Origin of the sequence: Arthrobacter sp. cf158 (assembly GCF_900106835.1) — a bacterium.
Lineage (GTDB): Bacteria > Actinomycetota > Actinomycetes > Actinomycetales > Micrococcaceae > Arthrobacter.
In genome coordinates this window covers 380,293-394,423 of the sequence record NZ_FNNR01000003.1, presented here as the reverse complement: position 1 = coordinate 394,423, position 14,131 = coordinate 380,293, and the positions used below count along the sequence as shown (strand labels likewise).

At 62.2% G+C, this 14,131-nt stretch carries 11 protein-coding genes; 9 read left to right on the top strand and 2 right to left on the bottom strand.

The window, feature by feature from the left end:
• Positions 1 to 19 precede the first annotated feature (19 nt).
• The 3 genes from BLW08_RS07810 to BLW08_RS07800 are packed head-to-tail and all read left to right on the top strand — an operon-like array spanning position 20 to position 2,470.
• A complete protein-coding gene (locus BLW08_RS07810) occupies positions 20 to 1,018 on the top strand; it encodes a hypothetical protein (protein ID WP_091324228.1) in 999 nt (332 codons plus the stop codon).
• Entirely contained in the window at positions 1,015 to 1,905 is an 891-nt protein-coding gene (locus BLW08_RS07805) for a hypothetical protein (protein WP_254779761.1), read from the top strand. Before BLW08_RS07810 ends, BLW08_RS07805 begins: the two co-directional genes overlap by 4 nt.
• A 13-nt stretch (positions 1,906 to 1,918) precedes the next feature.
• Positions 1,919 to 2,470, top strand: a complete 552-nt coding sequence (locus tag BLW08_RS07800) for a dihydrofolate reductase family protein (RefSeq protein ID WP_091324227.1) — start codon at positions 1,919 to 1,921, stop codon at positions 2,468 to 2,470.
• A gap of 13 nt (positions 2,471 to 2,483) precedes the next feature.
• On the opposite strand, the gene BLW08_RS07795 is transcribed toward BLW08_RS07800, so the two are convergent.
• Positions 2,484 to 2,948 (bottom strand): hotdog fold thioesterase, encoded by a 465-nt coding sequence (locus tag BLW08_RS07795; protein WP_090821274.1) that lies wholly within the window; start codon positions 2,946 to 2,948, stop codon positions 2,484 to 2,486.
• Between the two features lie 160 nt (positions 2,949 to 3,108).
• Here BLW08_RS07795 and polA point away from each other — a divergent pair, with 160 nt between their 5' ends.
• The 4 genes from polA to rpsA all read left to right on the top strand — a co-directional run bounded on the left by polA (position 3,109) and on the right by rpsA (position 9,849).
• Positions 3,109 to 5,751 carry a DNA polymerase I gene (gene polA / locus BLW08_RS07790; protein WP_254779788.1) on the top strand — a complete coding sequence of 881 codons (2,643 nt, stop codon included), beginning with the start codon at positions 3,109 to 3,111 and terminating at the stop codon, positions 5,749 to 5,751.
• Positions 5,752 to 5,835: 84 nt separating this feature from the next.
• Positions 5,836 to 7,149, top strand: coding sequence for a GNAT family N-acetyltransferase (locus tag BLW08_RS07785; RefSeq protein ID WP_091324225.1), 1,314 nt, complete (start codon positions 5,836 to 5,838; stop codon positions 7,147 to 7,149).
• Positions 7,150 to 7,211: 62 nt separating this feature from the next.
• The gene (locus BLW08_RS07780; RefSeq protein ID WP_091324223.1) at positions 7,212 to 8,189 is read left to right on the top strand and encodes a polysaccharide deacetylase family protein; all 978 of its coding nucleotides are present in this window, start codon (positions 7,212 to 7,214) and stop codon (positions 8,187 to 8,189) included.
• Between the two features lie 184 nt (positions 8,190 to 8,373).
• Complete coding sequence (gene rpsA / locus BLW08_RS07775) at positions 8,374 to 9,849, top strand: 30S ribosomal protein S1 (protein WP_090821282.1); 1,476 nt, start codon at positions 8,374 to 8,376, stop codon at positions 9,847 to 9,849.
• 110 nt (positions 9,850 to 9,959) lie between these two features.
• Here rpsA and BLW08_RS07770 read toward each other — a convergent pair whose 3' ends face one another.
• Positions 9,960 to 10,649, bottom strand: a complete 690-nt coding sequence (locus BLW08_RS07770; RefSeq protein ID WP_091324222.1) for an IMPACT family protein — start codon at positions 10,647 to 10,649, stop codon at positions 9,960 to 9,962.
• Positions 10,650 to 10,671: 22 nt separating this feature from the next.
• Here BLW08_RS07770 and coaE point away from each other — a divergent pair, with 22 nt between their 5' ends.
• Both coaE and uvrB read left to right on the top strand, forming a co-directional pair.
• Positions 10,672 to 11,910, top strand: coding sequence for a dephospho-CoA kinase (gene coaE / locus BLW08_RS07765; RefSeq protein WP_091324220.1), 1,239 nt, complete (start codon positions 10,672 to 10,674; stop codon positions 11,908 to 11,910).
• A 29-nt stretch (positions 11,911 to 11,939) separates the two neighbouring features.
• Positions 11,940 to 14,039 carry an excinuclease ABC subunit UvrB gene (uvrB, locus tag BLW08_RS07760; RefSeq protein ID WP_090821288.1) on the top strand — a complete coding sequence of 700 codons (2,100 nt, stop codon included), beginning with the start codon at positions 11,940 to 11,942 and terminating at the stop codon, positions 14,037 to 14,039.
• Positions 14,040 to 14,131 lie beyond the last annotated feature (92 nt).

The window sequence follows — 14,131 nt, the reverse complement described above, 5'->3', positions numbered from 1 at the left end:
CGGCAGATGTGGGGCTGTCATGAAGTGCCATTCCCGAAGCCACATCATCGGACTGGCGCTGCTTCCGGTCCTGGTGCTGGGTCTGTCTGCTTGCCTCCCGCCCTCCTCTGACGGACTGTCCCCGGATACCAGCGCCAGTTCGTCGCGGTCAGGAACCATGCCACAGCCCGCCTCAACCGTCGCCGTACCCACCGCCGGGCAGCCGGCAGGTCCCGCCGGTCCCGGGGCACCACAGGCAGAGGCGCCGGTGGTGCGGTGGGTCCCCATTGGGCCGGTCGGTCCGAATGACCCCACGTCAGGGCAGCGTTATCTCCTGCTCCAGCAATTCCAGTGCGACGCCCTGGCGCAGAGTGTGGAAGGCGCCGAGGATGCCGCTGTCTGGTTAGCGGGCGCCGCTGTATGCCGGGCCTTGCAGAGCGGCAGCGAGCAGGACTGGCAACAAGCTTCCAATGCTGTGGCCGCGACACCACGGATTCCACAGACACAATGCCTGGAGTCCAGGGTGGCGGCCACCTCGGCGTCCTTGGTGGCCCAACATCGCAGCAATCCCGGCGTTGCCTTCAAGGTGGAGCCAGGCCAGGGCGAGGCGTGCCCCCGCCAGTTGGTCGGGTTGACAGTGGTGGACCAGGACCTGAAGCCGGTTCCGGGAACATCCAGGGCCTCGGGTCCTCGTACAGGCGGCACTGTTGTGCGCCTTGACGGTTACTACGTTCGCGTGGGGGACGTCCTCTTCGACGGCGCCGTAGCAGACGTTGAATTCGTTGGCGACAGGGATGACTACGGCATTGTTTACCTGCGCATGCCGCCGGCGAACGGCCGGGACTCAGTTCGGATCAGCATCACTGACACGGTGGACGTCGCTGGGACAGTCACGTTTTTCTACGAGGATTCCAGCACCTCCAGCAGCAGCCCCGGGGCGTCGGAAACTGCCGGGACCGTTCCGCCAACGAGTCCTCCAGGCAGCACCACCACGCCCGCCCCAACGCCAAATGCAGCATCCTCGACGGCCGCGCCGTGAGTGAACCGCAGGAGTCCGAAGAACGCAGCCTCATCAACACCCGATGGCAAAGGACCCTGGAGGTCCTCTCTGTCATTGGACCCCCTCTGACAGTTGCCACGGCCTTGCTGGTCTATTTCGGCTGGGCCCGGACGGATGCGCAGGCCAAGGCCATGGGCTTGGATGTCAGCCTGTTCGGATACACGGTGCAGGATTTCATCCTCAGGAGCATCCAATCGCTCTTCCAGCCGCTGGCGTGGCTCGTGGTGATTGGACTGCTGTGGCTCATCCTGGACCGGGCGGTGTCGCGGCTCCTTGACTCGGCAGACCACCGGACGCTCATCCGCAGAACTGCGACGGTGGTGACGGTACTGGGCTTCGCCTATGCAGCCGTGATGTGGACAGTAATCGTGGCACGGCCGGGCCAGATCGTTCTTTATGCGCCCTTTCTCATCGCGGCCGGCCTCGTCGTGGGAGCTTGGGGACTCAGCGTTCGGCGCCGCGCCGTGGAGCCTGCGGGCCGGGCGTTGCGCATCACTCCGCGTGCACTTGAAAGGGCGTTGGTGTTCACCCTTGTCACGCTGCTGCTGTTTTGGGGCACCTCCGATTACGCACAGGCGCTGGGTCGCGGGGCTGCCGTTGACTACCAGGAGCGCTCGGGGCTGCTGCCCACGGCTGTGGTCTACAGCAAAGAGCGATTGGCAGTAACCGTTCCAAACGTCCGTGAGGATTCAGTCGGCACAGAAACTGCGCCGCTGTTCCGCTACACCGGCCTCCGGCTTCTGGTGGTCAGCGGCGGCCGGATCTTCCTGCTGAATGAGGGGTGGAACCTGGCCCAGGGGAGGGTAGTGGTTTTGCCCGATGACGGGAGCGTCCGCGTGGAGTATGGGAACGCCTCTGCCGACTGATTAGTCTGGGGCCATGTCGATTTTCCAGTACTACGTAGCTTCAACCATTGACGGATTTATCGCTTCCCCGGATGACGACCTTGGCTGGCTCCTGCAGTTCGACAAGGTGGACGGCGTCAATGAGAGCATCGAGGCGTTCATGGCGGGAGTTGGCTGCATTGCCATGGGCGGAGACACCTACCGCTGGTTGATGGAGCACGAGCCCGGCAAGTGGCCGTATCCGGAAACCCCATGCTGGGTCTTCACGCACCATGAGTACTCCGCACCCGCAGGCTCTGATATTACTTTCGTCCGCGGTGACGTCCACGAGTTCGCTCCGGATCTCCTGAGGGATGCCGGCGACAAGAACGTCTGGTTGGTGGGTGGCGGGGACCTCGTGGCGCAATTCGCCAATGCAGGACTGCTCCACGAGATAATTGTCACCATTATTCCTGTGGTGCTGGGCGCCGGAAAGCGGCTGTTGCCGTTGAACGGCCCGACGGCGCCACTGGAGTTGCTCTCGTCCAGGATCCTCGGTGGGGCCGCGGCTGAGCTGCATTACCGGCTTCCGCAGAGCACCGGCTGAGCGTCAGCCGGTCTCAGTGGCGGTTGTCGCGGATCATGTTGGTGATGCGTGCCGTGGAGAGGCGGCGGCCCTTCTCGTCAGTGATGACGATCTCGTGCGTGGCAAGGGTGCCGCCCAGGTGAATGGCGGTGCACGTGCCTGTCACCAGGCCGGTGGCAACGGAACGGTGATGGGTTGCACCCACTTCGATGCCGACTGCATGCCGGCCCCTGCCTGCGTGCAGGGAAGCAGCAAACGATCCCAGGGTCTCGGCCAGGACCACGTGCGCTCCGCCATGGAGAATGCCGGCAACCTGCGTGTTTCCTTCCACCGGCATGGTGGCCACTGTGCGCTCGGCACTCATTTCGGTGAACTTGATGCCGAGTTTCACCACCAGGGCGCCCACCCCGTGCGCCGAGAGCCAATCGTGGAATTCTTCCGGCACACCTGCCTCGTTGAGCTCGTCGACAAACCGGTTCGGCGTGAAATTGTCCATCATGCCAACTAGGCTGGCACCTGTGAGTGAAACAACCAAACCGGACCAGGTTCCAACGGCCCAAGCTGCTGCCATCGCTACAGCACCCGCCCCCTCTGCAACACCATCCACCAGCATCACGGGGGAGGGCCGGCCCAGGCTCTTGGTCCTGGACGGCCACTCCATGGCATTCCGGGCTTTCTACGCCCTTCCTGCGGAGAATTTCTCGACGGCCAGGGGTCAGTACACCAATGCCGTGCACGGGTTCACCTCCATGCTGATCAACCTGATCAAGGATCAGAAGCCCACCCACGTCGCCGTAGCCTTCGATGTTTCCGACGACACCACGTTCCGTAAGGCTGAGTACAGCGAATACAAGGGCGGCCGCAACGCCACCCCAGCCGAGTTCGCCGGCCAGATCGGCCTGATCGCCAAGGTGATGGAAGCCTGGGGCATCAGGACCATCGCCATGCCCGGATACGAGGCAGACGACGTCCTGGCCACCCTGGCGGCACAAGGCGACGCCGCAGGCTTTGAAGTCCTTCTCGTTTCCGGTGACAGGGACGCGTTCCAACTCATCAATGACAATGTCTTTGTGCTTTATCCCAAGCAGGGTGTCAGCAACATCCCCAAGATGGACGCTGCGGCCATCGAGGAGAAGTACTTCGTCAAGCCAGGCTTGTACTCGGACCTGGCGGCCCTGGTGGGTGAGACTGCGGACAACCTTCCCGGAGTTCCGGGCGTTGGCCCCAAGACCGCCGCCAAGTGGATCAACCTCTATGGAGGCCTTGAGGGCATCCTGGAGAACCTTGATGCGATCGGCGGCAAGGTGGGTGGAGCGCTCAAGGAGAACCTTGAAAACGTCAAGCGAAACCGCCGGCTCAACCAACTTCTGACCGATCTGGACTTGCCGGTCACGTTGGCCGATCTGCACGAGCCCCGGCCGGACCGCCAGGCCATCGAGGAACTCTTTGAAGAGCTCGAATTCCGGACCCTCCGCACCAGACTTTTCGATCTTTACGGCGACGACACTGCCGGAGCTGCGCCGGACACCATAGAAGCACCGGAATTTGCCAGACTCACTGACGCGGCAGCACTTGAGGCGTTCTTCGCTGCCGGATCGGGTGTTCGTTCAGCCGTTGCTGTTCAGTTGGTGCCGGGACGTATTGGCGACGACGCCAGCGCGCTGGCCATCGTGCGGAACAACGGAGCAGCCTTCATTGACCTTGCGGGGCTGGACGCGGACGCAGAGTCTGTCCTGGCCCGTTGGCTCCAGGATCCCGAGGAAGCCAAAGTCCTTCACGAGTTCAAGTCGGCTCTCAAGGCTCTGCACAACCGCGGCCTTGGCCTGGAAGGCGTGGTGGATGACACGTCCATCTCCGGCTACCTGATCCAACCTGACCGTCGCAGCTATGACCTCGCCGAGCTGGCCCAGGTTCACTTGAAGATCACGTTGGCAGCTGCTGCAGCCCAGTCAGGCCAGTTGGAATTGGACCTGTCCGGCGACACTGATGAGGTTGCCTCAACAGCACTCGTCCAGCATGCCGCCGTCGTGCATGCGCTCAGCAAACACTTCGAAACGGAACTTGCCGAGATCAAGGCTGATGCCTTGTTGACCACCCTGGAACTTCCGGTGGCACGCGTGCTGGCCCAGATGGAACTGACAGGCATCTATGTGTCTACGGACCGCATGGATGAGCAACTCGCGGACCTCACCAAGGTGATCGAGAATGCCCAGGAGCAGGCATTCGCGGCAATTGGGCACGAGGTCAACCTTGGCTCGCCCAAGCAGTTGCAGACAGTTCTTTTTGATGAACTGGGACTTCCCAAGACCAAGAAGATCAAGTCCGGCTACACCACGGATGCTGCGTCCTTGAAAGGCCTGCTGGAGAAGACCGGCCACGAGTTCCTGGTCCAGCTCATGGCGCACCGCGAATCCTCCAAGCTGGCTCAAATGGTGGAGACGCTGAAGAAGTCCGTGGCAGATGACGCGCGCATCCACACCACGTACGCGCAGAACATCGCAGCTACCGGCCGTATCTCGTCCAACAACCCCAACCTGCAGAACATCCCGGTCCGCAGTGAGGAAGGACGTCGTGTCCGCGGCATCTTCGTGGTCAGTGAAGGCTACGAGTGCCTGTTGTCCGCCGACTACTCCCAGATCGAAATGCGCATCATGGCGCACCTGTCCGGCGACGAAGCTCTGATCCAGGCCTACCGTGATGGCGAGGACCTGCACCGTTTCGTCGGATCACGGATCTTCAACGTCGAGCCGGCCGACGTCACCAGCGCCATGCGCTCCAAGGTGAAGGCGATGTCCTATGGCCTGGCCTACGGCCTCACGTCCTTTGGGCTGTCCAAACAGCTGGAGATCTCCGTGGACGAGGCCCGGACGCTGATGAAGGACTACTTCGACCGCTTCGGCGGAGTTCGCGATTACCTCCGTGGCGTCGTGGACCAGGCCAGGACAGAGGGATTCACGGCTACCATTGAGGGCCGCCGTCGCTACCTGCCGGACCTGACCAGCACCAACCGCCAGGCGCGCGAGGCCGCCGAGCGCATCGCACTGAACTCACCCATCCAGGGTTCCGCGGCGGACCTCATTAAGCGCGCCATGCTGGGTGTCGCGGCAGAACTCGCCAGCCAGGGCCTCAAGTCGCGATTGCTGCTCCAGGTCCACGACGAACTCGTCCTCGAAGTTGCCCCAGGGGAACGCGAGGCCGTGGAGAAGCTGGTCATCGAGCAGATGGGTTCCGCAGCTGAGCTGTCCGTCCCGCTCGACGTCCAGATCGGTGTTGGTTCGAGTTGGTACGAGGCCGGTCACTAGTCCGGACGGGCATTCGATGGATCGCCGGAGGGCGCGCCGCCCAGATGGTGGCGTGCCCTCCGGCGTCTGGCTAGGCTCGAGGACGTGGCTGATCCCAATGAAACAAACCTTGAAAAATACTCCGTCCGGCGTTTTCCTGCCGTAGCCGATCCGGGGGACGCGGACTACAGCCGCTGCACCACCTGGGTGCAGGCGGTTTCGCACGGCTTCCACCAGCAACGGCGCGATGCCGAGTACCTGGCCAAAACCCTGTCGGCGTACCAAACGGACAAGCGGGAGTTCACCGGCGTCTACGTCAATGGCGGCGTGCCGGATCACTCTTTGGGCAGGGACGTTCCGGTGGCCACCTACGCCACCATGCGCAAGTCCCTCAACATAGGCTTCGGCCGCCAACTGGAAGCCAATCTGGTCACGGCTGTGACAGTCCGCGGTACGCATCGTCGAAACGGCATACTTCGTGGGATGATCACTGCCGACTTGGAAGCAGCCAAGGACGACGGACTGGCCATGGCTGCCCTCACGGCTTCCGAAGGCACCATCTACGGCCGCTTCGGCTTTGGTGTTGCCACTTTTGAGCGGAGCATCAAGGTGGATACGGGCCCGCGCTTCCGGCTCAAGGGACAGCCGGACGGCACCGTGGAAGTGGCCGATCCTGCAGTGCTGCTGGACGTGGCGCCGCAGGTATTTGAGCGTGTCCAGCGGGTCTCTCCGGGTTCCGTTGACCGCCAGGAGTATTACCGTCTGGTTGCATCCGGTTCGATCGGCCATGACGGCAAACCGGATACCAGTGTTCGTTGCGCCCTGCATTACGACCCTTCAGGAACCCTGGATGGATTCGTGTCCTATCGCTTCAAGGGCTGGGACCACAAGCCATACACCATGGAGATCGTGGACATCGTTGCGGCCACCAATGCCGCTTACCTTGACCTCTGGCGCTTTCTGGGCAGCATCGACCTCATTGATGAGGTGACGTGGGCCGAGGCACCTGTGGATGACCCGCTGACGTGGGCGCTCGAGGATCCCCGGTGCATTGATGCTTCTGAAATCCGCGACATGCTCTGGCTGAGGATCCTGGATACGCCGGCTGCCTTGCAGGCACGCAGCTTTCCTGCCTCCGGCCGGCTGGTGCTGGAAGTGACGGATCCGTTGGGTTTGGCGGGTGGGACATTTGTTCTGACGTCCGACGCCGGTGCTGCCGCCGTCGTCACTGATGCCTCAGGTGAGGCGCCCCACCTCAGCATGGACATCGCAGACCTCGCATCCATCTACCTCGGTGCGGTGTCGCCAGTGACCTTGGCCGCCGCTGCGCGGATCCAGGAGAAGACGCCGGGTGCAGCGCTCCAGGCCCAGCAGATTTTTGCCGTCGAGCGTTCCGCGCATTGCCTTACCCATTTCTAGACCCACGCCTCTAGGGCGCCGAATAAACACAACCACATAGTCACAACCAGATAAGGACATCCATGGGGGATTCCAGGCGGCGGCCGTTGGCCGGCCGGCGATCAGTGCTGCTTGGAATGGCGGGCTTAGCGTCTGCCGCGCTGGCAGCGTGCGCGGACGTTGGCAGCGAACCGGGGCGGGCCGTTCCTTCCCCGGACCAGACTTCGGGAAGTTCCCCGAACACGGGGCCAGCCACGCCGCCCCCGTCCATCGCGGCAAAATCCAGTGAGCAGGCCGCTGCTGCCTTGGCGCCGGCAGCACCGTCCAAGTCAGCAGGACAGTCCACGCTGGCGGCAGCGCCGGAGAAAGCCGGGATCCTGGCCGAATTCGCGGGGCGGCGGCCCAGGGAATGGGGGCTGCATGTGACGGGCGTGGTGAACAACTCCCAGTCCCGGCAGGTGGTGCTCACGTTCGATGCGTGCGGAGGACCCGGAGGCTCCGGATGTGACGAGGTCTTGTTGCAAACCCTTCGGCGGCTCAAGGTTCCAGCAACACTCTTCCTCAACAGCCGCTGGATCCAAGCAAACCCCACCCTGTCGGCGGAGCTGGCGGCGGACCCGTTGTTCGAGCTCGCCAACCATGGCACCTCGCATCTCCCGCTCTCCGTGAACGGCAAATCCGCGTACGGAATCGCTGGGACGCCCACAGCGGCGGCAGCCTACGACGAACTCATGGGCAACCAGGCCGTCATGCAGGAGCTCAGCGGCAAAACCCCACGGTTCTTCCGGCCCGGGACTGCTTACTATGACGAGGTTGCGGTGGAAATGACGCGACGCCTGGGCTTGCTGCCGGTCAACTTCACAGTCAACGGCGATGGGGGTGCCACGTACGCAGCGGCCACCGTAGCCACCGAAGTGGGCAAGGTGGTGCCGGGCGACATCGTTATTTCACACTTCAACCGGCCCGCTGCCGGCACGGCAGCAGGTTACGCGCGGGCATTGCCGCGGCTGCTTGACCGGGGAGTTTCCTTCGGGCGCCTCGGAGACGTCCTGTCGCCGTAACACTCCTTTTGACCCCGCTTTGGCAATGCGACTAGAATAAACGGGCGTGTACTACGTGCATGCATCCATTTTGTATTAATCCACAAATCAGGATGACCCGGCGATTTGCCGTGTTCTGCCGTCCGGACCCGGGCGGCAGCGGTTTGCCTGACCGACTATCTATCCACAACGGAGCCCCTACTACATGACCATCACCTCCACCGAGAAGCCCGGTACCCCCGTAGTCGCCATTAACGACATCGGTACCGCTGAGGACTTCCTCGCAGCTGTCGACGCCACCATCAAGTACTTCAACGACGGAGACCTCGTCGAAGGTACCGTCGTCAAGGTCGACCGCGACGAAGTTCTGCTCGACATCGGTTACAAGACCGAAGGTGTCATCCCTTCCCGCGAGCTTTCCATCAAGCACGATGTTGATCCCGGTGACGTCGTCGCCGTTGGCGATCAGGTCGAAGCTTTGGTTCTCACCAAGGAAGACAAAGAAGGCCGTCTGATCCTCTCCAAGAAGCGTGCTCAGTACGAGCGCGCCTGGGGCGACATCGAGAAGGTCAAGGAAGAAGACGGCGTCGTTACCGGTACCGTCATCGAGGTTGTCAAGGGTGGCCTCATCCTGGACATCGGCCTGCGCGGCTTCCTGCCCGCATCCCTCGTCGAGATGCGTCGCGTCCGCGACCTGGCTCCGTACATCGGTCAGCAGATCGAAGCCAAGATCATCGAGCTGGACAAGAACCGCAACAACGTTGTTCTGTCCCGCCGTGCATGGCTCGAGCAGACCCAGTCCGAGGTTCGCTCCACGTTCCTCAACAAGCTGGAAAAGGGCCAGGTTCGTCCCGGCGTCGTTTCCTCCATCGTCAACTTCGGTGCCTTCGTGGACCTGGGCGGCGTAGACGGCCTCGTTCACGTTTCCGAGCTGTCCTGGAAGCACATCGACCACCCGTCCGAGGTTGTCGAGGTTGGCCAGGAAGTCACCGTCGAGGTCCTCGAAGTGGATCTGGACCGCGAGCGTGTCTCCCTGTCGCTCAAGGCTACGCAGGAAGATCCGTGGCAGACCTTCGCCCGCACCCACGCCCTCGGCCAGGTTGTTCCGGGTAAGGTCACCAAGCTGGTTCCGTTCGGTGCGTTCGTTCGCGTCGAAGACGGCATCGAAGGCCTCGTGCACATCTCCGAGCTGGCTGTCCGCCACGTGGAGCTCGCAGAGCAGGTTGTCTCCGTTGGCGACGAACTGTTCGTCAAGGTCATCGACATCGACCTCGAGCGTCGCCGCATCTCCCTCTCCCTCAAGCAGGCTAACGAGGGCGTTGACGCTGACAGCACCGAGTTCGATCCCGCTCTGTACGGCATGGCCGCCGAGTACGACGAAGAGGGCAACTACAAGTACCCCGAGGGTTTCGACCCCGAGTCGAACGAATGGCTCGAGGGCTACGAGAACCAGCGTGCAGCTTGGGAGCAGCAGTACGCTGACGCCCAGACCCGCTGGGAAGCCCACAAGAAGCAGGTTGCCCAGCACGCTGCTGACGACGCTGCTGCTGCAACGTCCGGTGAGAGCGATTCCGGCACCACGAGCTACTCCTCGGAGCCGGCTGCTGCTGAGTCCAACGCTGGCACCCTGGCGTCTGACGAAGCCCTCGCTGCACTGCGTGAGAAGCTGACCGGCAACTAATTCTGCCTCCCCTCCGGGGATGTGCTGAATAGCCAAAGAAGGACCCCTGCCTCCGGGCAGGGGTCCTTCTGTATTAAGTCCACCAGTTAGGCCCAAAAACGGTTTCTTGTTCAGTGGGGGACATCTATCCATTCCGTGCCCTGGGGCGTGAGTACCGCCGTTCCCGCGGTCAGGGATGCCACCCGCGAGTGGGCTTCTGCAACGGCTGCCGCTTCGTCGGGCAGGGCTATTCGCAGAACGGCATGCGCTGCCTCATAACCGGTCTCCGCCATGACGTACCCGGCATTGCGAAGCTCATTTTCCAGGCGCCCCGCCTCGGCGTGGGGAACATCCACGGCACACAGCCGCAACCGGCGTCGCTGCACCAACGGCGCACCATCCAAGGCTGCCGACACGGATTCGGAGTAGGCCCGAACCAGCCCACCGGCACCTAGGAGAATCCCACCGAAATAGCGCACGACGACGGCACTCACGTCACTGAGGTCGGTGACCCCCGGTGCTGCCTCGCGTTTGATAAGAGCTTCGAGCATGGGGATGCCGGCCGTGCCCGAAGGCTCGCCATCATCACTGGATCGTTGAACCATCCGGTCCGGGCCAATGACGAAGGCCGAGCAGTGATGGCGGGCGTCGTGGAATTCACGTCGGAGTTCCGATACCAGGGAGCGGGCAGTTTCCTCATCCGGGGACCGCCGGAGAACAGTGATGAAGCGCGACCGGCGTATTTCCAGCTCGTGGCGGAAGTCTTGGCCTGCCGACAGAGTCGTGTAGGTGGTCGCACGGCTGTCTTCCTCATTTTCCACCGCTTCAGTCTAGTGTTGAGGAGTGCTGAAGATCGGGCTGACGGGCGGCATCGCCTCAGGGAAATCACTGGTGGCATCCAGGTTGCAGGAATTGGGTGCGCTCCTCATCGACGCGGACCTCATTGCCCGGCAAGTGGTCGAACCAGGAACTCCTGGGCTGGCGCGTGTTGTGGAGGCATTCGGGCCAGGCGTCCTGGACCGTGACGGCCGGCTGGACCGGCCCAAGCTTGGCTCCATCGTTTTCCACGACCCGTCGCAGCGCGAGGTTCTCAACAGCATCATCCATCCGTTGGTCCGGGAAACCGCGGCCGCACTCGTTGCTGGAGCTTCTGCCGGTGACATCGTGGTCCAGGACATCCCACTATTGGTAGAAACCGGGCAAGGCAGCAATTTCCATCTGGTCCTTGTGGTGGATGCACCGGAGGACGTTCGCGTCGAACGCATGGTGAAAATGCGGGGCATGACACCGGAAGACGCCCGTTCCAGGATCGCATCGCAGGCCACACGCCCAGAGCGCAACGCCGCTGCCGACGTCTTGCTGGACAACGTGGGGAGTCCTGAAGAGTTGCTGGCCAGAGTTGATGCGCTATGGGAGCAGCGCCTGCTGCCTTTCGCGGAGAACCTGGGCCGCGGTGTCAGGGCCGCCCGCCACGCAGGCCCCGTGTTGGCCGCATCGAACAGTGAGTGGGCCGCGCAGGCCAATCGACTTGCAGCCCGGGTAACTGCGGCCGCACCCGATGACATTGTGGCCGTTGATCACATTGGGTCAACATCGGTGCCGGGCCTGGCCGCCAAGGACGTGATTGATCTCCAAGTTGCTGTGACTGATCTTGAATCGGCTGACCGCATAGCTCCACTGCTCGCCGAGGTGGGATTTCCGGCCGTGCCGGGAATTACAGGGGACACGCCAATGCCAAACGAACCCAACCCTGAACAGTGGCAGAAGAGGTTTCATGCGAATGCGGATCCGGGGAGGGCGGTGAACCTGCACGTCCGTGCTGTGGGGTCCCGCGGCTGGCACTATGCACTGCTCTTCCGCGATTGGTTGCGGGCAGAACCGCAGGCGCACGCTGCGTATGAGGCCCACAAACGCGAACTCACTGCCCAGCATGCGGGGGGTGAGGGTACGGCTGCCTACGCGGAGGCGAAAGAGCCCTGGTTCACCGAGGTTGCCTGGCCGCTCATGGATGAGTGGGCCAATCGCACCGACTGGCGTCCGCCGTCTTATATGTCTTCTGCTGAAGGCAAACGCGGACAGTAGCTGTCCTGGGGCGGGGGTAGATTGGTTTTATGAGCCTTGCCCAGGAAATCAACCGCGTCGTCGCGCCTTTCGAAGTGATCAGCGAGTTCAAGCCCGCCGGTGATCAGCCCACCGCCATTGCAGAACTGACGGAACGAATCAACAACGGTGAAAAGGACGTGGTCCTCCTCGGCGCTACTGGTACCGGTAAGAGCGCCACCACCGCGTGGCTGATCGAACAGGTGCAGCGCCCCACCCTGGTGATGGTCCAGAACAAAACCCTCGCCGCGCAGCTGGCTAATGAGTTCCGTGAACTCCTGCCCAACAATGCGGTGGAGTACTTCGTCTCCTATTACGACTACTACCAGCCTGAGGCGTACGTCGCACAGACCGATACCTTCATCGAAAAGGACTCCTCCATCAACGAGGAAGTCGAACGGCTGCGCCACTCTGCCACCAATGCGTTGCTCACTCGTCGCGATGTGATTGTGGTGGCTACTGTTTCCTGCATCTACGGTTTGGGCACACCGGAAGAATACATCGCCGGAATGGTGACCTTGCGCAAGGGTGCCGAGATGAACCGCGACCACCTCCTCCGGAAGTTCGTCTCCATGCAGTACGCCCGCAATGACATGGACTTTCACCGGGGCACCTTCCGCGTTCGGGGGGACACTGTGGAGATCATCCCGATGTACGAGGAACTCGCCATCAGGATCGAATTCTTCGGCGATGAGATTGAGAACATCCAGACGCTGCACCCCCTGACTGGCGAGGTGCTCAGGGATGAAGAGGAGATGTACGTGTTCCCGGCGTCGCACTACGTGGCCGGTCCGGAACGGATGGCCCGTGCGATCAAGCGCATCGAGGACGAGCTGGCCGATCGTTTGAAGGTCCTCGAAGGCCAGAACAAGCTGGTGGAGGCGCAAAGGCTCAGGATGCGCACCACCTACGATCTGGAAATGATGCAGCAGATGGGCTTCTGCAATGGCATCGAGAACTACTCGGTTCACATTGACGGACGTAATCCGGGGACCGCACCGCACTGCCTCATTGATTACTTCCCGGACGACTTCCTGCTGGTGGTCGATGAATCGCACGTGACCATTCCGCAGATCGGCGCCATGTATGAAGGCGACATGTCCCGCAAACGGAACCTTGTGGACTTCGGCTTCCGACTGCCCTCGGCCATGGATAACCGGCCCCTTAAATGGGACGAATTCCTGGAACGCATCGGCCAGACGGTGTACCTGTCCGCAACACCTGGAAAATACGAGCTCGGCAAGGCCGATGGCTACGTCCAGCAGATCATTCGCCCCACCGGTCTCATCGACCCCGAGGTTGTGGTCAAACCCACCAAGGGCCAGATCGATGACCTGCTGGGTGAGATCAGGACCCGCACCGAAAAGAACGAGCGCGTCCTGGTCACGACGTTGACCAAGCGAATGGCCGAGGACCTCACCGACTACCTTGTGGGGCACGGCGTCAAGGTGGAGTACCTGCACTCCGACGTCGATACTCTCCGGCGAGTGGAACTCCTCCGGGAACTCCGGATGGGCGTCTTCGATGTCCTGGTGGGCATCAACCTGCTCCGCGAAGGTCTGGATTTGCCCGAGGTATCCCTCGTGAGCATCCTCGACGCGGACAAGGAAGGATTCCTCCGCTCCTCAACGTCACTGATTCAGACCATCGGCCGTGCCGCGCGTAACGTCTCGGGCCAGGTCCACATGTATGCGGACCGGATCACCGACTCCATGGCCCACGCCATCGAAGAAACCAATCGCCGCCGGGCCATCCAGGTTCAGTACAATGCTGACCATGGGATCGACCCCCAGCCGCTGCGGAAAAAGATCGCCGACATCACCGATCAGTTGGCCAAGGAAGACGCCGACACCCAGGAGCTGCTCAACAATAACCGGCTCGCCAAGGGTGGGAAGCGTGGAAAGTCGGCCGCAAAGGGTGCAGCGACTGTTCGGCAGGACGGACTTGCCGCAGCGCCGGCGGAGGATCTGGTGGGCCTCATTGAGCAACTGACCGAACAGATGCATGGCGCTGCTGCCGAACTTCAGTTCGAAGTTGCCGCAAGGATCCGTGATGAAGTCAAGGAGTTGAAGCGCGAATTGCGGCAGATGCAGTCCGCAGGGCACGCCTAAGGTAAGGTTGAGGTCACGTAGGGGAGTATCCCAAGCGCTACGTCCGTCAGCACGCAAGGCACAGATGCCTCGCCGGATCTAGCGGGCCGCCA